The following is a 22,556-nucleotide window of genomic DNA, read 5'->3' on the forward strand; positions in this document are numbered from 1 at the left end:
ACGGACGGGGAAACCCACACGGGACTCCCACCCGCGCACGACGGCGAAAGTGGTACGTCACTTCCCAAGTCGGACGGCGGAGCCGCCCGGTTGCCGCCCCTGCGCAAGCGTGGCGCACATCACAGCCACCGCCATGCCGCCGAGGAGGAAAAGGTACGAACCGGCCCCCGCGGCGAACATGAAGTCCCCTTCCGGACGGCTGGCGGTGAGCAGGAGCACGGCCAGCATCCAGCCGGCGGCGGCCGCCACCGCGCCGCCCCGGCCGCCGGTGGCCCGCGCCGCGCCCAGGAAGAGCCCGGCCGCGCCGGCGAGCGCGAGCAGCAGCCCGCCGGGGAACCAGCCCGACTGCACCAGCGCCCCGGCCGCCCCGACGACCGCGCCGAGCAGGAAGAGCAGGACGAACACGACGATCCGGGCGGCGGAGGGCGCGCGCAGGGGCTGCGCCATCATCGAGGGACGGTCGTTCACGGCGCCTCCCCGATCCCGGCGAACAGGTCGCTGTCGTCGCCCTCGGCCCGCTCGCCCCGCACCAGTTCGTAGTACTCGTCGGCGAACAGGGGCTGGGCCAGTTCGTTGGACAGGGCGAAGTACGGCTCGGCGACCTCGATCTGCGTGGCGTGCGCGCGCATGGCGGCCGCCTTCGCGGCGGTGTGGGCCCGGCCGCCGTGGACGCGGGTGGTGATCCTCTCGTCGTCCACGACCCCGGGCACGTCGGAGACGGCGGCACTCCTGCCGAACGGCAGCCCCGCGAGGTCGTCCCGGAGCCGTCCGAAGGCTTCCTCGACGACCCGGCGCGGGGCACGGTTCCAGTACACGCGCTCGACGGGCAGCCCCTCGGCCTCCGCCAGCTCCACGGCCCGCATCGCGACGCGGTGGGCCTGGATGTGGTCGGGGTGCCCGTAGCCGCCGTCCGGGTCGTACGTCACGACGACCTGGGGCCGCACCTCGCGGATCACCTCGGTCAGCAGGGCGGCGGCCTCGTCGACGTCGGCCTGCCAGAAGCAGCCGGGGTGCTCGTTGTCGGCCAGCCCCATCATCCCGGAGTCCCGGTACCGCCCGGCCCCGCCGAGCTGCCGGAAGTCCTCGACGCCGAGCGCGGCCATGGCGGAGGCCAGCTCGCCGTGCCGGTACTCCCCGAGAGCCTCCCCGGCCAGGTGCGCCAGCCCGGGCGGAATGACCTCGCCCAGCTCCCCGAGCGTGCAGGTCACCAGCGTCACCTGCGCGCCCTCGGCGGCGTACTTCGCCATGGTGGCGCCGTTGTTGATCGACTCGTCGTCCGGGTGCGCGTGCACCAGCAGCAGACGACGGGCGGGCATGTCCGTCATGGGGCCAGCCTACGAGGCGGGCCGGGGCGGGGCCGCCCCCGACGGGCAGGGCGGCCGCGGCGGGCCCGCCCGGTCAGAAGTTGATGCTGCCGATCATGCCGGCGATGTTCGTCGTCAGCTCGCTGATCGTGGGGGCCATCGTCGAGGAGGCGAGGTAGAAGCCCAGGAGCATGCAGATCACCGCATGTCCGGCCTTCAGTCCCGACTTCTTGATCAGGATGAAGACGATGATCGCCAGCAGCACTACCGCCGAAATCGAGAGTGCCACGGCGGTTCACCTCCACTCAGAGCACGCCAACCAGGAAGCCGAGCAGGACCGAGTGGACCGGAGTCCGCTCGTACATCCGTAAATCCATACCGGAGCCAGCAGGTTCATACCCACGTAGCGTTAGTGATCATAGCTATCCGTACGCGCGCATCGCTGGGCGCACGGATGCACAAGGGCGCGCATGGCCAATCCTCGCCATAGGGTCGGTGCATGACGATCGAGCCTGCTGACTCCTTCCCCCGACGGCACGCCCGCACCCAGCGGTTCACGCTCGGCGCGCCGCGTTCCTTCACCGTGGCGCCCGACGGTTCGCGTGTCACGTTCCTGCGGTCGTCCTCCGGCACGGACCGGGCCAACTCCCTGTGGGTGCTGGACCTCACGGACGGCCGGGAACATCCGGCGGCCGACCCGCGCGCCCTGCTGGGCGGCACGGAGGAGCGGCTGTCGCACGAGGAGCGGGCCCGCCGCGAGCGCAGCCGGGAGGGCGGGGCCGGCATCGTCGGGTACGCCACCGACGGGGCCGTGGAGTTGGCCTCCTTCGCTCTGTCGGGCCGCCTCTTCACCGCCGAGCTGCGGGCCGGCACCACGCGTGAACTCCCCGTCCCCGGGCCCGTACTGGACCCCAGGCCCTCTCCCGACGGGCGGCTCGTCGCGTATGTCGCCGCAGGCGGACTGCGTGTCGTGGACGCCGGGGGCACGGACGACCGGGCCCTCGCGGCACCGGAGGCGGACGGTGTGTCGTACGGGGTGGCGGAGTTCGTCGCGGCGGAGGAGATGGGGCGTTCGCGAGGTTTCTGGTGGTCTCCGGAGTCGGACCGGCTGCTGGTCGCGCGCGTGGACGACACGCCGGTGCGGCGGTGGTGGATCTCGGACCCGGCGCAGCCGGAACGTGACCCACGACACGTCCCTTATCCGGCTGCCGGAACGCCGAACGCGGACGTGAGACTGTTCGTGATCGGCCTCGCGGGCGCGCGCACGGAGGTCTCCTGGGACCGGGCCAGGTATCCGTATCTCGCGCATGTGCACTGGTCAGGGGCGGGGGCACCGCTGATCCTCGTTCAGGCGCGGGACCAGCGCAGCCAGTTGTACCTGGCGGTGGACCCGGACACCGGTGCGACCCGGATGGTGCACGCCGACGAGGATCCGATTTGGCTTGATCTTTTCGCTGGAGTGCCCTGTTGGTCGCCCTCGGGACAGCTCGTCCGGGTCGCCGACGAGGGCGGCGCGCGGGTCCTGGCGGTCGGCGAACGGCCGTTGACCGGAGCGCAGTTGCATGTGCGTGCGGTGCTCGACGTCGGGGCCGACGACGTGCTGGTCTCGGCGTCGGCGGGCGAGGAGGCCGCCGCTCCCGAGACCGGTGAGGTGCATGTCTACCGGGTCAACGAGCTGGGTGTCGAGCGTCTGTCGGAAGAACCCGGCGTGCACTCGGCGGTGCGCGCCGGGGGCGTGACCGTGCTGGTGTCGGCGACGCCGGACCGGCCGGGGGCGCGGGTGCGGGTGCTGTGTGGCGGAAAGGAGACGGCCACTGTCACGTCGTACGCCGAAGATCCCGGTTTGTCACCGCGCATGACGCTCACCACGGGGGGCGCACGGCGTATCCCGTGCGCCGTGCTCATGCCTACGGACTACGACGGAGCCGGTCCCCTGCCGGTGCTCATGGACCCCTACGGCGGTCCGCACGGCCCACGGGTGGTCGCCGCGCACAACGCGCATCTGACCTCGCAGTGGTTCGCCGACCAGGGCTTCGCGGTCGTCGTCGCCGACGGACGCGGCACGCCCGGCCGCTCCCCCGCCTGGGAGAAGGGCGTGCGCCACGCCTTCACCGCGTCCCTGGACGACCAGGTCGAGGCGCTGCACGCCCTCGCGCAGGAGCACCCGCTGGATCTGTCCCGGGTGGCCGTGCGGGGCTGGTCGTACGGCGGCTGGCTCGCCGCGCTGGCCGTGCTGCGGCGGCCCGACGTGTTCCACGCGGGGATCGCCGGGGCGCCGGTGACGGACTGGCGGCTGTACGACACCCACTACACCGAGCGCTATCTGGGCGACCCCGCGGCCGACGCGGAGGTCTACGCCCGCAACTCGCTCGTCACCGACGAGGGGCTGTCCGCCCCGGCCGAGCCGCACCGGCCGCTGATGATCGTGCACGGGCTCGCCGACGACAACGTGGTCGTGGCGCACGCCCTGCGGCTGTCCTCGGCCCTGCTGGCCGCCGGCCGGCCGCACGAGGTGCTGCCGCTGTCCGGGGTGACCCACATGACCCCGCAGGAGCAGGTCGCCGAGAACCTGCTGCTGCTCCAGGTCGACTTCCTCAGGCGCTCCCTGAACCTCGCCTGACACGGCGACGGGCCGGGGCGGCATGTCGCCCCGGCCCGCTTACGGCACCCGCACGGCCGTACGAAGTTCAGCCTCGCGCGTCCGTATATCGGAACCGGGTCGGCGGAGTTGCCTCCGTGTTACTCCGCCGGCCCCGCCGCTCCGGGCTCTCCGTGCTCTCCGGGCTCTTCGGGCTCCTCCGGCGGCACCACCTGCTTCTCCTCCGCGAACAGACAGGCGGAGTCGTGGGCGGCCGGGCCGCCGGGGGCGGTCAGGTGGGGCGGGACCGCCAGCAGGGGGACCTCTTCGGCGCAGCGGGGCTGCGCCTTGAAGCAGCGGGTGCGGAAACGGCAGCCCGAGGGGATGTTCGTCGGGGACGGGACGTCACCCGCGAGGATGATGCGCTCCCGGTGCTCGCGGGCCTCCGGGTCGGGCACCGGGACCGCGGACAGCAGGGCCTGGGTGTACGGGTGGGTGGGGTGGTCGTAGATCTCGGCGTCCCTGCCGATCTCGACGATCCGGCCCAGGTACATCACCCCGACCCGGTCGGAGATGTGACGGACGATCGAGAGGTCGTGCGCGATGAAGACGTAGCTGAGCTCGAACTCCGCCTGGAGGCGGTCCAGGAGGTTGATGACCTGGGCCTGGACGGAGACGTCCAGCGCGGAGACGGGCTCGTCGGCGACGATCACCTCGGGGCGCAGCGCCAGCCCGCGCGCGATGCCGATGCGCTGGCGCTGGCCGCCGGAGAACTGGTGGGGGTAGCGGTTGATGTACTCGGGGTTGAGGCCGACCACGTCCAGGAGTTCCTGGACCCGCCCCCGCCGGTCGCCCTTGGGGGCCACCTCGGGGTGGATCTCGTACGGCTCGCCGATGATGTCGCCCACCGTCATCCGGGGGTTGAGCGAGGTGTACGGGTCCTGGAAGACCATCTGGATGTTGCGCCGGACCGCCTTGAGGGCCTTGCCGGACAGCTTGGAGATGTCCTCGCCCTTGTAGCGGATCTCGCCCTCGGTCGGCTTCTCCAGGTGGACCAGCATCTTGGCGACGGTGGACTTGCCGCAGCCCGACTCCCCCACGATGCCCAGGGTCTCGCCCTTGTGCAGGGTGAAGTCGACCCCGTCGACGGCCTTGACCGCGCCGATCTGCTTCTTGAAGAGGACACCCTGGGTGAGCGGATAGTGCTTGACGAGTCCGCGCACCTCGATGATCGGCTCAGCCATCGATGCACTCCCTCCAGAAGTGGCAGGCGCTGCGGCGTTCGGGGTCCACCTCGTACAGCGGCGGTACGTCCGTGCGGCACACGTCCCGGGCCATCGGGCAGCGCGGGTGGAAGGCGCAGCCGCGCGGGATGTGGAGGAGGTTGGGCGGGAGGCCCTTGATGGCGTAGAGCTCCTGGCCCTTCTGGTCCAGACGCGGGATGGAGTCCAGCAGACCCCTCGTGTAGGGGTGGGCGGGGGACTTGTAGATGCCGTGGACGGGGGCCGTCTCCACGATCCGGCCCGCGTACATCACCGCGATGTGGTCGGCGACGTCGGCGACGACGCCGAGGTCGTGGGTGATGAGGATGAGCCCCATGTTGAGCTCGCGCTGGAGCTCGGCGAGCAGTTCCATCACCTGGGCCTGGACGGTGACGTCCAGCGCCGTCGTCGGCTCGTCGGCGATGATCAGGGCCGGTTCCAGGGCCAGCGCCATCGCGATCATGATGCGCTGGCGCATACCGCCGGAGAACTGGTGGGGGTACTGGCGGACGCGCTCCTTCGCGGCCGGGATGCGGACCCGGTCCATCAGCTCCACGGCCTTGGCCCGCGCGTCCTTGCGCGACATGCCCCGGTGGACGACGAACATCTCGCCGAGCTGGTCGCCGACGCTCAGGACCGGGTTCAGCGACGACAGCGCGTCCTGGAAGATCATCGCCATCTCGGCGCCGCGGACCTTGCGCCGCTCCTCCTCCTTCAGCTTGAGCAGGTCCCTGCCCTGGAAGAGGATCTCGCCGCCGGTGATCTTCCCGGGCGGGATGTCGAGGATGCCCATGACGGCCTGGGCGGTGACGGACTTGCCGGAGCCGGACTCGCCGAGCACGGCGAGGGTCTCGCCGGCGTCGACGGAGTAGGTGACGCCGTTGACGGCCTTGGCGATGCCGTCGCGGGTCTTGAACTCCACGTGCAGGTCGCGCACTTCCAGCAGCATGACGCCGTCACCTCAGCTTCGGGTCGAGGGCGTCGCGCACCGCGTCGCCGAGCATGATGAAGGCCAGGACGGTGACGGCGAGCGCGCCGGAGGGCCACAGCAGCGCGTGCGGGGCGTTGCGCACGTAGGGGGAGGCGGCGGAGATGTCGATGCCCCAGGACACGCTCGGCGGCTTCAGGCCGACACCGAGGTACGACAGGGTCGCTTCCAGGGAGATGTAGGTGCCCAGCGCGATGGTCGCCACGACGATGACCGGCGCGACCGCGTTGGGCGTGATGTGCCGCAGCAGCATCCGGGAGCTGGAGGCGCCGAGGGCCCGGGCGGCCTGGACGTAGTCGTTCTGCTTGGCGGTGATCACCGAGCCGCGGGCGATACGGGAGATCTGCGGCCAGCCGAGCAGCACCATGAAGCCGATGACCGGCCAGATGGTGTTGCTGGTGACCACCGACAGCAGCACCAGACCGCCGAGGACGACCGGGATGGCGAAGAAGATGTCGGTGACGCGGGACAGGACCGAGTCCCAGCCTCCGCCGAAGAAGCCGGCGAGACCGCCGAGCACCGAGCCGAGGACCGCGACGCCGAGCGTGGCCAGGACGCCGACCGAGACGGACGTACGGGCGCCGTAGACGGTGCGGGTGTAGACGTCGCAGCCCTGGCCGTCGAAGCCGAAGGGGTGGCCGGGCTGGGAGCCCTGCTGCGCCTTGGCGAGGTCGCACTGCAGGGGGCTCATCCAGGTGATGGCGCCCGGCCACAGGGAGATGAAGACCAGGAACAGGATGACCAGGCCGGCAATGATGAAGACGGGGTTGCGGCGCAGGTCGTGCCAGGCGTCGGACCACAGGCTGCGGGGTTTGCCCGCGGGACCGGTGCCCTCGGGGCCGCCGGGGGTCTTCTCCAAGGTCTCGGCCTCTTCCGCGGCGAGGTCCATACCGCCTCCCGCCCCCGCGCCGGAGATGGCCCGGCCGCCGTCGTAAGGCTCAGGCATAGCGGATCCTCGGGTCGAGTACGGCGTACAGCAGGTCGACGAGCAGGTTGGCGATCAGGAAGACCAGGACGAGGACGGTCACGAAGCCGACGACGGTCTGGGTGTTCTGCCGGACGATGCCCTGGTAGAGCTGGTAGCCGACGCCGTGGATGTTGAAGATCCGCTCGGTGACGATGGCGCCGCCCATCAGGGCGCCGATGTCGGCGCCGATGAAGGTGACCACCGGGATCAGGGAGTTGCGCAGCAGGTGCCGGGTGGTGACCCGGCGCCGGGGCAGGCCCTTGGCGACGGCGGTGCGGACGTAGTCGGAGCGCCGGTTCTCCGCGATGGAGGTGCGGGTCAGCCGCGTGACGTACGCCAGGGAGACGGACGCCAGGACGAGGCCGGGCACGATCAGCTCGTCGAAGGGGGCCTCCGAGGAGACGGACGGGCTGATCCATCCCCACTCGACGCCGAGCAGCAGCTGGAGCAGCAGACCGGTGACGAAGGTGGGGACGGAGATGACCACGAGCGTGCCGACGAGGACTCCGGTGTCGACAGGCCGTCCCCGGCGCAGACCGGTGATCACGCCGAGGGTGATGCCGATGACGATCTCGAAGAGGATCGCCACGATGGTGAGCCGGATGGTGACGGGGAAGGCCGACGCCATCAGCTCGGTGACCTCCTGGCCGTTGAACGCGGTGCCGAAGTCGCCGGTGAAGATGTTGCCCATGTAGGTCAGGTATTGCTGCCACAAGGGCTTGTCGAGACCGAACTCCTTCTCCAGCTGTGCCGCGGTGGCGGGGTCGCACTGCCGCTCACCGCACAGGCCCGCGATGGGGTCGCCCATCACGTTCACCATCACGAAGATCAGCAGCGTGGCCCCGATGAACACCGGGATCATCTGGAGCAGCCGCCGCAGGACGTAGCGCCCCATGACGGGTCAGCTCACCTTGATCTCGTTGTAGACCGGCACGGAGAACGGGTTGAGCTTGACGTTCGACAACCGCTCCGAGTAGCCGGCCGAGCCGTTCTGGTACCACAGCGGGATGGCGGCCATGTTGTCGCGGACGACCGCCTCCGCCTGCTGGAAGGTCTGGATGGCCTTGCCCTGGTCGGTCTCGGCGTTGGCCTGGTCCACGAGGCTGTCGAACTCCTTGTTGCTCCACTTGCCGTCGTTGGAGGAGGCGTTGGTGTAGTAGAGCGGCTGGAGGAAGTTCTGGATCAGCGGGTAGTCCATCTGCCAGCCGGCCCGGAACGGCCCGCTCATCTTCCGGTCGGTGATCTGGCTGCGGAAGTCGGCGAACGTGCCGACCGGGTTGCCCACGCACGCCTTGGTGTTGCCGAGGGCGTTGTTGATGGAGTTGCAGACCGCGTCCACCCACTGCTTGTGGGAGCCGGTGTCGGCGTTGTAGGTGATCTTCACCTGGCCGCCGGGCAGGCCGCCGCCCTCCTGGATGAGCTTCTTCGCCTCGGCCGGGTCGTACTTGCAGGCGTCTCCGCACAGGCCGTCCTGGAAGCCGCCGTCCTTGCCGAGGACGGGGGAGGTCCAGTCGGTGGCGGGGGTGCGGGTGTTCTGGAAGATCGTCTTGGTGATCTGGTCCCGGTTGATCGCCATGGACAGTCCGGTGCGGACCTTCTGCGAGCCCGAGGTGTTCCACTTCGGGTCGTAGAACGGGAAGGCGAGGGTCTGGATGATGCCGGCCGGGGTGTTGATGTAGCGGTCGCCCAGGTCGTTCTGGACGTTGGCGAGCTGGGCGGCGGGCACGTCGTCGACCAGGTCCAGGTTGCCCGCGAGCAGGTCGGTGTAGGCGGTGTTGTTGTCCGTGTAGACCTTCAGGTCCACCCCGCCGTTCTCCGCCTTGTCGTCGCCCGGGTAGCCGTCCCACTTGCGCAGGGACATCTGCGAGCCCTTCTGGTACGAGTCGATGGTGTACGGCCCGTTCCCGACGGGCTTGCTCACCCAGGACGCGTGATCGTCGAAGAAGGACTGCGGCAGGGGCGCGAAGGCGGGGTAGCCGAGGGTGTCGGGGAAGGTGGAGAACTTCTGGGTGAGCTTGACGGTGAAGGTCTGTCCGTTGACGACCTTCAGACCGGACAGGGTGTCGGCGCTCTGCTTGCTGCCGTCCTCGGGGTGGACCTTGTCGTAGCCCTCGATGTAGCCGAAGAAGTAGGCGTTCTTCTGGTTGTTCTTCAGGCTCGCGCCGTAGTTCCAGGCGTCGACGAAGGACTGGGCGGTGATCTTCTCGCCGTTGGAGAAGGTCCAGCCGCTCTTGACGGTGATGGTGAAGGTCTGCGAGTCGGTGGTGTCGATCTTCTCGGCGAGCATGTCCTCGGCCGCGCCCGTCTCCGGGTTGTACCGCTTCAGGCTGCGGAAGATCATGTCGAGCACCTTGCCGCCCTGCACCTCGTTGGTGTTGGCCGGCTCCAGCGGGTTCTGCGGATCACCCCAGGAGGCGCTGAGCACCGCGCCGGAGTCGCTGCTGCCGCCCCCGTCCCCGTCGCCCCCGCAGGCCGTCGCCGCGAGGACTACCGCCGCCGCACAGGCGGTCCATTTGGCGTGCCTGGCTCCGCGCATGGAGTGCCTCCTCGTAGATGCGCTGGTGTGCACTGTGCCGCCAGCGAAGGAACGCTGACCCATTACCGGCCAATATTGACGTAATAGGAACATATCGCACATGCACGGGGCCCCTTCGGGCTACGCACTCCCCCGAGGGGCGTACACACGTCGTTCACGCCCCGTAAATCGCGGATTTCTGTACTGACCGACGGATCAGCAGGCACACTGCCCGAATGGTTGATCACTCCTTCGCCGACCTGGAGCTCGCGCAGTTGTACGACGCCCTCAACCGATGGGGGCCGGACGACGACTTCTACCTGGAGCTGGTGATGTCCGCGCCGGCCGTGCTGGACGTCGGCTGCGGGACCGGGCGGCTGCTGCGCGGGGCGCGGGCGGCCGGGCACGAGGGGCGGCTGACCGGTCTCGACCCAGCGGCGGCGATGCTGGTGCAGGCCCGCAGGGCCGCGCCGGACGTGGAGTGGGTGCTCGGCGACTTCGAGTCGAACCGGTGGCGGGCGGAGTTCGACCTGGCCGTGATGACCGGGCACGCCTTCCAGGAACTGCTGGGCGACGAGGACGTGCGGCGGCTGCTGGCGGGTGTGCGGGAGGGGCTGGCGCCCGGCGGTCGCTTCGTGTTCGAGACGCGCAATCCCGCAGCCCGCGCGTGGGAGGGGTGGACCCCCGACCGGGTGTACGAGATCACCGGCCCGGACGGGGCCGAGGTGCGGGTGTGGCACGAGCTGGCCGGGCCGGTCGCCGGGGACCGGGTGGCGTTCACCGAGACCTTCGCGAGCGCCCGCTGGGAGGGGAACCGGGTCAGCCGCAGCACCCTGCGGTTCCTGGGCGTGGACGCGCTGGACGCCCTTCTGGCCGAGGCGGGGTTCGAGATCGCCGCCCGGTACGGGGACTGGCGGCGAGGGGCCTTCTGTCCTGCCGTCAGCCCTGAGATCGTCACCGTGGCCGAGTCGGCCTGAGCGGACCGGGACACGGCGCGATGCCGTCGGACGACCGCGGCGCCGTCGTGGCGAGCGCGCAGTTCCCCGCGCCCCTTGGAGGGCCGGTTCGGCCGTCGGCGCGGCCCATTGCCCACGGCCCTCGAAGGGCCGGCACGCCGTCGGCGCGGCCCGGCGCGCAGTTCCCCGCGCCCCTCGAAGGACACGCGCGGCGCCGTCGTGGCCGAGCGCGCAGTTCCCCGCGCCCCTTGAAGGGCCGGTTTCTGTCCCTGAACGACCGCCGCGCCACCAGCGGGGCTGGTGGCGCGGGTGGGCCGGTCGTCAGGAGTGGATCACTCGCTGTCGGAGTCGGCCTCCAGGGCCTTCAGAGCCGGGTCCAGCACGATGTCCTTGTCCTGGGCCTCCGTCGTCGGGTCCTCCGGGAAGTGGCAGGCCGTGAGGTGGCCGGCGCGGTTGCCGGAGAGCTGCACCAGCGGGGGCTCCTCCGTGGCGCACTTGTCCTGCGCCTTCCAGCAACGGGTGCGGAAGCGGCAGCCGGACGGCGGGTGGATCGGCGACGGGACGTCACCGGAGAGCCGGATGCGCTCGCGGCGCTCCGCCTCGTCCGACACGTCCACCTCGGGAACCGCCGAGAGCAGGGCGTGGGTGTACGGGTGACGCGGCCGGTTGTAGATCGACTCCCGGTCGCCGACCTCGACGACCTTGCCGAGGTACATCACCGCGACGCGGTGCGAGAAGTGGCGCACGATCGCCAGGTCGTGGGCGATGAAGACGAACGCGATGCCGAGCTCGTCCTGCACCTTCTTCAGCAGGTTGACGACCTGCGCCTGGATCGACACGTCGAGCGCGGAGACCGGCTCGTCGGCGACGATCAGCTTCGGGTTCAGGGCGAGCGCGCGGGCGACGCCGATGCGCTGGCGCTGACCGCCGGAGAACTCGTGCGGGAAGCGGTTGTAGTGCTCGGGGTTGAGACCGACCAGCTCCAGCAGCTCACGGACCTTGTTCTCGCGGCCGCCCGCGGGGTTGATCCCGTTGACCTCCATCGGCGACTTGATGATCGTGCCGACGGTCTGGCGCGGGTTCAGCGAGGAGTACGGGTCCTGGAAGATCATCTGGATCTCGGACCGCACGGGCGCGATCTGCCGACGCGAGGCGTGGGTGATGTCCCGCCCGGCGTAGGTGATCTGGCCGGCCGTCGGCTCCAGCAGACGGGTGATCAGCCGGCCCGTGGTCGACTTGCCGCAGCCGGACTCGCCGACCAGGCCGAGGCTCTCGCCGACGCCGACGCTGAGGTCGACGCCGTCGACGGCCTGGACCGCGCCCACCTTGCGCTTGATCGGGAAGCCGCCGTAGATCGGGAAGTGCTTCGTGAGGCCCTTGACCTCGAGAAGCGGCTCCCGGACGGATGCCTCCTTGGGGCCCTGCTGTGCGGGGAGGGTGAGGTTCTCGCTCATGATCTCGTATCTCCCTAGCGCAGCCGGGGCTTGATCTCGTCGATGAAGACGGCCTGCTTCTGCTCGGCCGTCAGGTGGCACGCGGCGGCACGGCCGTCGGCCAGCGGCGGCCGGGTCGAGGTGCACAGACCACCCGCGACCTTGTCCGTGTGGGCGCAGCGCGGGTTGAAGCGGCAGCCAGACGGCGGGTTGAGCAGGGACGGCGGGGTGCCGGGGATCGGCGTCAGCGGCGTGTCGATGTCGCCGTCGAGACGCGGCATCGAGCTGAGCAGGCCCCAGGTGTAGGGGTGCTGCGGCGTGCCGAGCACCTCCTTGACGCTGCCGCGCTCCACCGCGCGGCCGGCGTACATCACGAGCAGGTCGTCGGCCATGTTGGCGATGACGCCCAGGTCGTGGGTGATGAAGATGATCGCGGAGCCGAACTCCTGCTGGAGGTCCTTGAGCAGGTCCAGGATCTGGGCCTGCACGGTCACGTCGAGCGCGGTGGTCGGCTCGTCGGCGATCAGCAGCTCGGGGTCGCACATCAGGGCCATGGCGATCATGGCGCGCTGGCGCATACCGCCGGAGAACTGGTGCGGGTAGTCGTCGAAGCGCACCTTGGGCTGCGGGATGCCGACCTTCTCCAGCATCTGGACGGCCCGGTCCTTGGCCTCCTTCTTGGAGGCGCCCATGTGCTTCATGTACGGCTCGGACAGCTGCCGGCCCACCGTGTAGTACGGGGACATCGCGGTCAGCGGGTCCTGGAAGATCATCGCCATCTTGTTGCCGCGGAGCTTCTCCAGCTCCTTGTCGGTGGCGGTGACGAGCTCCTGGCCGTCGAGGACGATCTCGCCGTCGACGGTGGTGGTGCGGGGGTTGTGCAGGCCGAGGATCGTCAGGTTGGTGACGGACTTGCCGGAGCCGGACTCGCCGACGATGCCCAGGGTCTTGCCGCGCTCGATGTCGAAGGACAGGCCGTCGACCGCCTTGACGATGCCGTCCTCGGTGGAGAACTGCACCCGCAGGTCACGGACCGAGAGGAAGCTCTCGGGCCCGGTCGGGGCCGGGGCGTCCTCGGTCTTGGTCAGTGTGGTCACGGTGGTTGGTTCTTCCTAGGAGAGCCGGACGCGCGGGTCGATCCAGGCGTACGCGATGTCGGTGAGGATGTTCAGGAGCAGGATGAAGAAGGCTCCGACCAGCATCACACCCATGGTGAGCGGGAGGTCCTTGGTGATCGCGCCGTCCACCGCGAGGCGTCCGATGCCCTGCAGGGAGAACGTCAGCTCGGTGACCACGCCGCCGCCGAGCAGGGCGCTGATGTCGATGCCGAGCACGGTGACGATCGGGATGAGCGAGCCGCGCCAGGCGTAGCGGAAGAACACGTACTTGCTCGACATGCCCTTGGCGCGGGCGGTGCGCACGTGCTCCTCGGCGAGCTGCTCGATGAGGGAGGCACGCGCCATACGGGTGTACTGCGCGGTGAAGATGGTGGCCATCACGACCATCGGGATCCACAGGCCGGCCAGCCAGCCGACGGGGTCCTGCGTGAACGGCACGTACTTGGGGAACTCCACCCAGCCGGTGCTGTACACGAAGATCAGCATCACGATCGGGCCGAGGAAGTAGATCTGGAACGAGCTGAGCACCATGGAGGTGCCGGTGGCGATCTTGTCGAGCGCCGATCCGCGCTTGTACGCGGAGACCATGCCCGCACCGACACCGATGGTCAGGAAGACCAGGATCGAGCCCACGGTCAGCGACACGGTGAGCGGGAAGCGGTCCATGATCGTGTCCCAGACCATGTCGCCCGAGTAGAACGACTGGCCGAGGCAGGGCGCGGCGCAGTGGCCGGTCGGGAAGTCACGGCCCGTCACGATGCCGGACATGAAGTCCCAGAACTGCTGCGCGACGGGCAGGTTGAGGCCGAGGGCCTCGCGGATGTCCTCAAGTCTTGCCGGGGAGCAGTCCTTGCCACAGGCCAGGGAGGCGTAGTCGGAGGGCGCGGCGACGAAGAGGAAGAAGGTGGCGGCACCGATGAGGAACAAGGTGACAGCGGCACCGACGAAGCGCCGGAGAATGAACTGAAGCATGGCGGGGTGGCTGCTCTCTGCGACAGACGGTGGACGGGTTCACGGAACCGCGGGAGTGCGCTCCGCCTGGTGCGCACTCCCGCGATCAGCCGTAGAGAGTTACGACTTCAGGAACAGTCGGGTGACGTCGATGTAGCTCGACTCGGTGCTGTAGCGGGCACCGCCGACGTTCGAACCGAACAGCTGGAACTGCTTGGTGTACCACAGCGGAGCGGCCGGGTTGACCTTCTCCATGATGTAGTGGTGCGCCTCTTCCCAGGTCTTGGCGGCCTCGGTGGGCTCCTGGGTCAGGGCCTTGCCGATGAGCTCCTGGACCTTCGCGTCCTTGATGTGCGAGTAGTTCGAGGAACCGTCGGCGACCTGGTCACCGTCGTAGATCGGGGTGACGACCGTACCGGCGGACGGCCAGTCCTGGCCCCAGCCGGTGATGTAGATGTCGTACGGGTTGGCGAGCTTGCCGATCTGCTCGTAGTAGCTCGCCGCGTCGATCTCCTTGGAGACGACGTCGATGCCGACCTTCTTCAGGGCGTCCTCGACGGCGACCTTGCGCTTCTGGCCGGCCTCGGAGTTGGAGTAGGCGAAGACGAGCTTCTTCTCGGCGGCCGGAACGGCCTTCAGGAGCTCCTGGGCCTTGGCGATGTTGCCCTGCGGCGTCTTCAGACGGCCGAAGGGGTCGTAGTCGGCCTGGTAGCCCGGCAGCGTCGGGGCGAACAGGTTCGGGGCCACGTCGCCACCGTAGGCGCCACCCTCACCGGCGATGAGCGACTTGGAGTTCATCGCGTAGGCGACGGCGTCACGGACGGCCTTGTTCTTGACCCGGTCCAGGTTGAACGTCAGCTGCATGACGTAGGGCTGGTAGCCCTTGATCGTGCGCTTGTTGACCGCGGGGTCGGAGATGACGTCCTGGATCTGGGTGGAGTCGACCGAACCGGTGAACTGGATGGCGCTCTTGGCGTCGCCCTGGTCGGAGATCAGACGCTTGGTCTGGGTCGACTCGGTGACACCGAACTGGAAGTCCCAGCCGTCCACGTACTGGTGACGGACGGCGTCGGTCTTCGGGTCCCAGTTCTCGTTCTTGACGAGCTTGAGGGCCTTGCCGACCTTGTACTCGGAGATCTTGTACGGGCCGGTCGCGACCGGGGCCTTGTCGTACCGCTCCTTGGTGTCGGCCTTCTCCGGGACGACGGAGTAGCCCGGCATGGCCAGGGTCTGCGGCAGGTCGGGGCGCGCCTTGTCGAAGTGGAAGACGACCGTCTTCTCGTCCGGGGTCTCCAGGACGGTGTCCGGCAGGTGCTTCTTGCCGAAGCCGCCGTCCGGGAGCGCCTTGCGGTACTCGGCACCGCTCAGCCAGTTCTGCAGGTAGGTCGGGCCGTCGAAGATGAACTTCGCGTAGGTGCGCTCGACGGTGTGGCGGATGTCGGCCGAGGTGATCTCGTTGCCGTTCTGGTCCTTGACGCCGTCCTTGAGCGTGTAGGTCCAGGTCTTGCCGCCGTCGGAGGACTTGCCGGCGTCGGTGGCGAGGTCACCGACGACCGAGACGTTGCCCTTGCCGTCCTCGGAGAAGTTCGTCAGCCCGCGGAAGAGCAGGTTGGCGACCTGGCCGGCGTCGGAGACGTAGATCTGGCCCGGGTCGAGGTGGGACAGGCCCGCCTCCTGGTAGGCGGTGATCGTGCCGCCGGGCTTGGCACCCGGGACCTCCGCGGCGGGACCGGTGGAGGCCGCGGCGTCCGCGTAGACGACCGCGTTGGACTGGCTGGCCGCCTCCTTCTGGTCCTTCTTGGAGTCCTTGTTGGAGCTCGAGCCCTTGTTCTCCGAGCAGCCGGTGAGCGCGAGGGAGCCGGCCGCGATGGCGACGACTATGGCACGCGCTCTGCGCGAGGTGAGCTTCATAGCGGTGAATGCACCTACCTGTCGGTTGTTATCCATGAGTACTGCCTGACGCGGCTGGTAGGCCGACGCGGGGGCGGCAGCCACCCCCCACCAGTGGACGGTTCAGCGCCCGGACTTGGGGTCGAAGGCATCCCGGACCGAGTCTCCGAGGAGATTGAAGGCCAGGATGAAGATCACCAGTGCCGTGCCCGGGAAGAACATGAACGCCGGGTCCTGCTCGGCGTAGTTGGCACCGGCCGCGAACAGCCGTCCCCAGTCGGGGGTCGGCTCGACGAAGCCGACGCCCGCGAAGGACAGGAACGCGATGGTGAGGATCGTGCTCGGCAGCTGGTACGTGAACTGCACCAGGATCGGCGAGACGATGTTCGGCAGGATCTCCTTGCGGACGATCCGCCAGGGCGAGGCTCCCGCGACCTTGGCCGCCTCCACGAACTCGCGCTCGCGCAGGGACAGCACGGTCGACCGGACGAGACGGGACATGCCCATCCAGCCCAGCACCCACAGCACGATCAGGATCGCCAGCGCCCGGAAGTACGTGGGCGTCTCCTCCCGCGGGTCCACGAAGAACGCGGTCACGACGGGCATGAAGGCGATGAAGAACAGCTGCGAGGGGAAGGACAGGAAGAAGTCGGTGATCCGGCCGAGCCAGTAGTCGACCTTGCCGCCGAAGTAGCCGCCGACGAGGCCGATGATGACACCGGTGACCATGAGCAGAACGGTCACACCGAGGGCCATGAAGAGCGAGGTGCGCATGCCGTACACGAGCATCGCGAACAGGTCACGGCCGTACTGGGGCTCGACGCCGAACCAGTGGGAGCCGGAGACGCCGCCGAAGTAGCCGAGCGGCAGACCGAACTCGTCGAGGATCGGCTGGTCCGCGTACGTCGGGTCCTGCCCGTACAGCGTGTACGGGTCCGTGCCGCTGAGCTTGGCCAGCAGCGGCGCGGCGAGGGCGGCGACGAAGAAGAAAATCACTACGCCGGCGCAGATCATGCCTGTACGGTCACGCTTGAAGCGCTGCCACATCAACTGCCCGGGGGAACGACCCTCAAGCTTCTTCTCACCCTTGGCGACTTCGGAGGTCGCCTCGAGCTCAGGGTCCAAGGCGACCGCGGACCCGGAGCCCTCGGCCTTCGTCGGACTGGTCATGTGTGTTCTTCCCCCGGGGGGTTGGAGAGTCGAGCGCAGCACAGATACCGGCAGGTTCTGTGGTTTGGGGGAACTTTCGCCAAGTGCATCAACGCGCGTCAAGGGCGGGAGACATAGGGATCTCCCTAAGAGTAAATTTTTGAGCAAAAATTGCGAAGATTGACACCTGCGCGCGCTTGACAGGTGAGATACTCCTCCGGCATTTCGGACATATGGGGAGGGATTTTTGTTTACATGTCCGAAACCTGATCGGCTGATCACCGATATCCGAACAGTGCCCCACGGGACCCCGTCCGTGGCCTGAACACATCACGCCAAGCATGCCGAGGACCCGGCCCTCCCCTTGACGGAGAACCGGGTCCTGCGGGGCTGCCGTCGAGCCGGCGTCAGCCGTGCTTGGCGCGGCTCGCGGCGCGGGCGCGCTCGCGCTGGTCCAGGTTGACCTTGCGGATGCGAACGGCCTCCGGGGTCACCTCGACGCACTCGTCGTCGCGGCAGAACTCCAGGGACTGCTCCAGCGACAGCTTGCGCGGCGGGACGATCGCCTCGAACGAGTCGGCCGAGGACGACCGCATGTTCGTGAGCTTCTTCTCCTTGGTGATGTTCACGTCCATGTCGTCGGAGCGCGAGTTCTCACCGACGATCATGCCCTCGTACACCTCGGTGCCCGGGTCCGTGAACAGCACGCCGCGCTCCTGGAGGTTCGTCATCGCGAAGGCGGTGACGGCACCGGCGCGGTCGGCGACCAGGGAGCCGTTGTTACGGGTCTGGAGGGTGCCGAACCAGGGCTCGAAGCCCTCGTGGATCGAGTGGCCGATGCCCGTGCCGCGGGTCTGCGTCAGGAACTCCGTCCGGAATCCGATCAGGCCACGGGAGGGCACGACGAACTCCATGCGGACCCAGCCGGAGCCGTGGTTGGACATGTTGTCCATCCGGCCCTTGCGGACGCCCATGAGCTGCGTGACGGCGCCCATGTGCTCCTCGGGCACGTCGATCGTCATGCGCTCGACGGGCTCGTACGTCTTGCCGTCGACCTCCTTGGTGACGACCTGCGGCTTGCCGATGGTCAGCTCGAAGCCCTCACGGCGCATCTGCTCGACCAGGATGGCGAGCGCCAGCTCACCACGGCCCTGCACCTCCCAGGCGTCCGGGCGCTCGGTGTCCAGGACGCGGAGGCTGACGTTACCGATCAGCTCGCGGTCCAGGCGGTCCTTGACCTGGCGGGCGGTGACCTTGCGGTCCTTGACGGCCGCCTTGGCGTCGGCGCCCTTGCCGGTGCCGCCCCGGCCGACCAGCGGCGAGGTGTTGGTGCCGATGGTCATGGAGATCGCCGGCTCGTCGACCGTGATCAGCGGCAGCGGGACCGGGTTCTCGGTGTCGGCGAGGGTCTCACCGATCATGATGTCCGAGATACCGGCCACGGCGCAGATGTCACCGGGGCCCGCGACCTCGGCGGGCTTGCGGGTGAGCGCCTCGGTCATCAGCAGCTCGGTGATCCGCACGTTGGTCATGCTGCCGTCGCGCTTGATCCACGTGACGGTCTGGCCCTTGCGCAGCTCGCCCTGCTCGACGCGGAGCAGCGCGATACGGCCGAGGAAGTTGTCGGCGTCCAGGTTGGTGACGTGCGCCTGGAGGGGGGCCTCCTCGTCGTACGTGGGGGCCGGGATGTGCTGGAGGATCGTCGAGAAGAACGGCTCCAGGCTGTTGGAGTCCGCGGGAACCGTCCCGTTCTCCGGCTTGGTCAGCGAGGCGATGCCGTCACGGCCGCAGGCGTAGACGATCGGGAACTCGATCTGCTCCTCGTCCGCGTCCAGGTCCAGGAACAGGTCGTAGGTCTCGTTGACGACCTCGTCGATCCGGGAGTCCGGGCGGTCCGTCTTGTTGATGCACAGGATGACGGGCAGACGCTGCTGGAGCGCCTTGCGCAGCACGAAGCGGGTCTGCGGCAGCGGGCCCTCGGAGGCGTCCACCAGCAGCACGACACCGTCGACCATCGACAGACCGCGCTCGACCTCGCCGCCGAAGTCGGCGTGGCCGGGGGTGTCGATGATGTTGATGGTGATCGGGTCCCCGCCGTCCTTCGGGTGGTACTTGACCGCCGTGTTCTTGGCGAGGATCGTGATGCCCTTCTCACGCTCCAGGTCGTTCGAGTCCATCATGCGGTCGTCGACCGAGTCGAGCTGGTGGGCGGCGAAGGCACCGGCCTGCTTCAGCATTCCGTCGACGATGGTCGTCTTGCCGTGGTCGACGTGGGCGACGATGGCGACGTTGCGGATGTCGTGGCGCGTGGCCATAGTGAGGCGTTCTCCCGGAGTGTGAGGGTGGCCTGCGCGTACGTCCGTGTGACGCGGGCCCTGCCGGGCTTGACACGCCACGGCCTCACCCCATGGTACGTGCCCCTGCGGGAGGCGGCCTCCGCAGGGGCAGTTCCATGATCAGCTCTTGGACGGGGACGGCGACGCCGGGGCGCCCTTCCTCAGGTAGCCCATGTCCTCGTAGACGGGGGTCCGGAAGCCGAAGGCCCCCGCGTTCGCGACGTTCTTCCGCACGGCCACCAGCTGCGGCCGCTGGTAGAGAGGAATCGATCCGGCAGCGGCCCAGATGCGGGAGTCCGCCTTGCGGATCAGGCCGCGGCGCTCCCCGTCGTCGAGCGTCCCGACGGCCTGGTCGAAGAGCTGGTCGACCTGGTCGGTGCCGACGCGGGTGTAGTTCTGCTCGACGGTGAGGGAGCCGTCGGCGGCGGGCACGGGCTTGGCGTAGATCGGCCGCCCGTCGGTCGCGGGGAAGGCCGACGCGGGCCAGGAGTACAGCGCCAGGTCGTACTCCCCCGAGGCCACGTGGTCCTTGAAGTAGCTCTCGTCGGAGACCTTGGTCAGCTCCGTGCGGATGCCGACCCGGTCCAGCATCGTCGCGATCCGCGCGGCGACCGTGCGCAGGTTCTCCGAGTCGGACCCCGACGGCACCACGAACCGCAGGGTCAGCGGCTTGCCGTCCTTGGCCAGCGGGGCGTTCCTGGTACCGGCGGGGGCCGCGGTGCCCTTCGGCGCGTACGCTCCCGGCGCGCCGCCCTGCCGGAGCCGGCCGTCGGCGTACTGCCGGCCGTCCTGGGCGAGGTTGCGCGCCCCGTCGCGGATGCCGTCCTCCTCGTCCTGCTCGTCCCGCTCGGCCTCGCGATACGCCTTGTTGTCCTCGCCGCCGACGATGTACGTACCCTCGTCGCCGCCCTCGGCCTGCTTCTCGTCGGCGCTCTCGTCCGCGGCGCTCTCGTCCGCGGCGCTCTCGTCCTCGGCGCTCTCGTCCGCGGCGCTCTCGTCCGCGGCGCTCTCGTCCGCGGCGCTCTCGTCCGCGGCCTCGTCGGCCTTCTCCGGCTTCCCGGACTCCTCCGGCTTCCCGGCCTTCTCGCCCTTCCCGGTCTTCTCGCCCTCGGACCCGGCGGCCTTCTCGCCCTTCTCCTGCTCCTTCAGCGGGCCGCCCCGCTCCCAGCCCGCGTCGGCGAGGAGGGCCTGGGCCTCGTCGGTGTCCTGGCCGCCGAGGGCGCCGCTGCTGTCGGCGTAGGCGGCCTGCCCGGACAGCGCGAGGTGGCTGCCGACCGGCACGGCCGGCAGGCCGAGCGGCCTCAGCACGATCCGGGCCAGCTCCTTGCGGTCCAGGGCGCGGGCCACCGCGCGGCGCACCCGCTCGTCGGCGAGGGGGCCGTCGGCGCCGTTGAGGGCGAGCTGCGTGTAGGCGGGCTCCAGGGACTTGCGGACCTCGAAGCCGCGCAGGGCCTTCTGCTGCTTGTCCCACTTGGCGACGGCCTTGCGCAGCGACCTGCGGGCGTACACCTCCTCGGCGGAGGTCTGCTCCTCGTTGCCGTTCGCCAGCGCCCAGGAGCGCAGCGCCCTGGCGGCGGTGCGTCCGGCGCCCGCTCCGGCGAGGGGGCCCGCGGCACCCTGGGCCGCGCCCTCGATCCGGGCGGCCGCGTCGGGGCCGATCTCGGCGATGTCGACCGTCCCGGCGGCCAGCGCGTCGGCCCGCTCGTTGCGGGGCACCGCCGTCAGCACGATCTCGTCGAGCTTGGCGGGCGGGCCCCACCAGCGCGGATTGCGGGCCAGGGTGACCTCGTCGTCCTTGCGGTCGACCTTCTTCACCGTGAAGGGGCCGGCCGTGACCTTCAGCTTGCGGCGGGCGCCGTCGTTGAAGGAGTCCGGGGTGCCCATGACCTCTTTGGGGTACAGCGGCGAGAACAGCGACTTCCAGTCCGCGTAGGGCCGGGCGAAGGTGACCTTGACCTCCAGGTCGTTGGCCCCGCGCTCGATCCGCTCGATGCGCTCGTAGCCGGCGTTGCGGGCGGTCCAGTAGGCGCTGTCCTTGCCGGACAGGGCACGCCACTGGGCGGCGAAGTCGGCGGCACCGATCTCCCGGCCGTCGCTCCAGACGGCCTGCTGGTTGAGCTTGTACAGCACGACCTGGCGGGGCTCGGTCCCGACGACCTTCGCGGACTCCAGGTAGGCGGGATTGCGCTCGGGGCGGCCCGCCGCGTCCAGCCGGTACATCGACGGCAGGACCGCCTGGGCGATCCGCGTGGTGGCGCCGTCGGCGTCGGCCTGGAAGGTGTTGAGGGTCGCCGGGACCGCGTCCACGGCCCAGCGCAGGGTGCCGCCGTCGTCGAGCTGGGCGCGCGCGGCCCGGCGGATGTCCTGCCCCGCCAGCGGCTTGCCGGCCTCGTCGGGCGTGCTGCATCCGGCGAGGAAGGTCACCGCGAGCGCACCCGCGGTCAGGAAGGCGGCCGAGCGCATGACCGCGCGTGGCCTGACGCCATGGTGGGACATCTCTGGTTACCTCCGGAAGCCGCGAGGGTTATGATCACTTTTGGCGGTATTTGGAGCTGATCAGATGTTTCGAATATCCGCAGCCACTGAAGAGGAAAGGGTTCGGCAGCAGGGGGCGACACGGCGACAGCGGGTGACAAGCCACCCGTGCGGCGCAACGCACCTGGGAGTGCACCGGCACGCCTCGGCCAATCGGTGCACATCCCTTCCCACCCGCCGGTGTGACGCGCAACACTCTCAGGCGCATGAACGTCACCATCGTCAGGCCGGGCCCCCGGCCGCACCGCCGATGGAAATGAGGTCACGTCATGTCCGTGCACGACGAACTGGCGTCGGTGCAGCGCTGCCTCGACGATCTGTCCCGCTCGATGGGGCGCCTGGAGCAGCAGCTCGGCACCGGCGGCCTGGACATGCGCCGGGTCCGCCTCGACGCCTCCCATCTGCGCGAGAGCGTCGCCCTGCTCAAGGAGGCGGCCTCCGCCCAGACCCAGCCCCGCAAACCGGAGCTGGTCACCATCCCCGACACCCCGTACGACGACAGCCTGTGGGTCGACATCGACGACGAGGGCCTGGGAGCCCGCGACCGGCACGCCCCCTGAGCCCCCTTACGGAG

Annotated in this window: 18 protein-coding genes; 3 read left to right on the top strand and 15 right to left on the bottom strand. The window is 69.5% G+C overall.

The features are described 5' to 3' along the window. Positions 1-57: 57 nt before the first annotated feature. The 3 genes from ACIQGV_RS17500 to ACIQGV_RS17510 all read right to left on the bottom strand — a co-directional run bounded on the left by ACIQGV_RS17500 (position 58) and on the right by ACIQGV_RS17510 (position 1,593). The gene (locus ACIQGV_RS17500; protein WP_402495560.1) at positions 58-468 is read right to left on the bottom strand and encodes a DUF6113 family protein; all 411 of its coding nucleotides are present in this window, start codon (positions 466-468) and stop codon (positions 58-60) included. Beyond that, positions 465-1,325 carry an N-acetyl-1-D-myo-inositol-2-amino-2-deoxy-alpha-D-glucopyranoside deacetylase gene (gene mshB / locus ACIQGV_RS17505; protein WP_402495562.1) on the bottom strand — a complete coding sequence of 287 codons (861 nt, stop codon included), beginning with the start codon at positions 1,323-1,325 and terminating at the stop codon, positions 465-467. The genes ACIQGV_RS17500 and mshB overlap by 4 nt, the downstream gene beginning before the upstream one ends. 73 nt (positions 1,326-1,398) lie before the next feature. After that, positions 1,399-1,593 carry a hypothetical protein gene (locus ACIQGV_RS17510; protein ID WP_402495564.1) on the bottom strand — a complete coding sequence of 65 codons (195 nt, stop codon included), beginning with the start codon at positions 1,591-1,593 and terminating at the stop codon, positions 1,399-1,401. A 210-nt stretch (positions 1,594-1,803) separates the two neighbouring features. Between ACIQGV_RS17510 and ACIQGV_RS17515 the strand changes: the two genes are divergently transcribed. Beyond that, on the top strand, positions 1,804-3,924 hold the full coding sequence (locus ACIQGV_RS17515) for a prolyl oligopeptidase family serine peptidase (protein ID WP_402495567.1): 2,121 nt from the start codon (positions 1,804-1,806) through the stop codon (positions 3,922-3,924). A 119-nt stretch (positions 3,925-4,043) separates the two neighbouring features. On the opposite strand, the gene ACIQGV_RS17520 is transcribed toward ACIQGV_RS17515, so the two are convergent. Genes ACIQGV_RS17520 through ACIQGV_RS17540 form a run of 5 tightly spaced genes read right to left on the bottom strand, consistent with a single transcriptional unit; the run spans position 4,044 to position 9,635 of the window. Next, positions 4,044-5,126, bottom strand: coding sequence for an ABC transporter ATP-binding protein (locus ACIQGV_RS17520; RefSeq protein ID WP_402495569.1), 1,083 nt, complete (start codon positions 5,124-5,126; stop codon positions 4,044-4,046). Beyond that, the gene (locus ACIQGV_RS17525) at positions 5,119-6,093 is read right to left on the bottom strand and encodes an ABC transporter ATP-binding protein (RefSeq protein WP_402495571.1); all 975 of its coding nucleotides are present in this window, start codon (positions 6,091-6,093) and stop codon (positions 5,119-5,121) included. Before ACIQGV_RS17525 ends, ACIQGV_RS17520 begins: the two co-directional genes overlap by 8 nt. Positions 6,094-6,100: 7 nt before the next feature. Then, a complete protein-coding gene (locus ACIQGV_RS17530; protein ID WP_402495573.1) occupies positions 6,101-7,078 on the bottom strand; it encodes an ABC transporter permease in 978 nt (325 codons plus the stop codon). Then, positions 7,071-7,994 carry an ABC transporter permease gene (locus ACIQGV_RS17535; protein WP_402495575.1) on the bottom strand — a complete coding sequence of 308 codons (924 nt, stop codon included), beginning with the start codon at positions 7,992-7,994 and terminating at the stop codon, positions 7,071-7,073. The genes ACIQGV_RS17530 and ACIQGV_RS17535 overlap by 8 nt, the downstream gene beginning before the upstream one ends. 6 nt (positions 7,995-8,000) lie before the next feature. Further along, on the bottom strand, positions 8,001-9,635 hold the full coding sequence (locus tag ACIQGV_RS17540; RefSeq protein ID WP_402495577.1) for an ABC transporter substrate-binding protein: 1,635 nt from the start codon (positions 9,633-9,635) through the stop codon (positions 8,001-8,003). A 215-nt stretch (positions 9,636-9,850) separates the two neighbouring features. Here ACIQGV_RS17540 and ACIQGV_RS17545 point away from each other — a divergent pair, with 215 nt between their 5' ends. Then, positions 9,851-10,591: a class I SAM-dependent methyltransferase gene (locus ACIQGV_RS17545; protein WP_402495579.1), complete on the top strand. Its 741-nt coding sequence runs from the start codon at positions 9,851-9,853 to the stop codon at positions 10,589-10,591. A 311-nt stretch (positions 10,592-10,902) separates the two neighbouring features. Here the strand turns inward: ACIQGV_RS17545 and ACIQGV_RS17550 are convergent, their stop codons facing one another. From ACIQGV_RS17550 to ACIQGV_RS17580, 7 genes are all read right to left on the bottom strand, one after another. Further along, complete coding sequence (locus ACIQGV_RS17550) at positions 10,903-12,024, bottom strand: ABC transporter ATP-binding protein (protein ID WP_402495582.1); 1,122 nt, start codon at positions 12,022-12,024, stop codon at positions 10,903-10,905. Between the two features lie 14 nt (positions 12,025-12,038). After that, complete coding sequence (locus ACIQGV_RS17555) at positions 12,039-13,100, bottom strand: ABC transporter ATP-binding protein (RefSeq protein WP_402495585.1); 1,062 nt, start codon at positions 13,098-13,100, stop codon at positions 12,039-12,041. 15 nt (positions 13,101-13,115) lie between these two features. After that, entirely contained in the window at positions 13,116-14,093 is a 978-nt protein-coding gene (locus ACIQGV_RS17560; protein WP_402495587.1) for an ABC transporter permease, read from the bottom strand. A gap of 99 nt (positions 14,094-14,192) precedes the next feature. After that, positions 14,193-15,983, bottom strand: coding sequence for an ABC transporter substrate-binding protein (locus ACIQGV_RS17565; RefSeq protein WP_402495590.1), 1,791 nt, complete (start codon positions 15,981-15,983; stop codon positions 14,193-14,195). Positions 15,984-16,085: 102 nt separating this feature from the next. After that, entirely contained in the window at positions 16,086-17,132 is a 1,047-nt protein-coding gene (locus tag ACIQGV_RS17570; protein WP_402495592.1) for an ABC transporter permease, read from the bottom strand. A 386-nt stretch (positions 17,133-17,518) separates the two neighbouring features. Continuing rightward, positions 17,519-19,426 carry a translational GTPase TypA gene (gene typA / locus ACIQGV_RS17575; protein ID WP_402495594.1) on the bottom strand — a complete coding sequence of 636 codons (1,908 nt, stop codon included), beginning with the start codon at positions 19,424-19,426 and terminating at the stop codon, positions 17,519-17,521. A gap of 141 nt (positions 19,427-19,567) precedes the next feature. Beyond that, the gene (locus ACIQGV_RS17580) at positions 19,568-21,943 is read right to left on the bottom strand and encodes an ABC transporter family substrate-binding protein (protein WP_402495596.1); all 2,376 of its coding nucleotides are present in this window, start codon (positions 21,941-21,943) and stop codon (positions 19,568-19,570) included. 308 nt (positions 21,944-22,251) lie between these two features. On the opposite strand from ACIQGV_RS17580, the gene ACIQGV_RS17585 reads away from it, so the two are divergent. Further along, positions 22,252-22,542: a hypothetical protein gene (locus ACIQGV_RS17585; protein WP_402495598.1), complete on the top strand. Its 291-nt coding sequence runs from the start codon at positions 22,252-22,254 to the stop codon at positions 22,540-22,542. Positions 22,543-22,556: the final 14 nt, after the last annotated feature.

The organism is Streptomyces sp. NPDC093094 (assembly GCF_044754345.1).
In the GTDB taxonomy this organism is placed as follows: Bacteria; Actinomycetota; Actinomycetes; order Streptomycetales; family Streptomycetaceae; genus Streptomyces.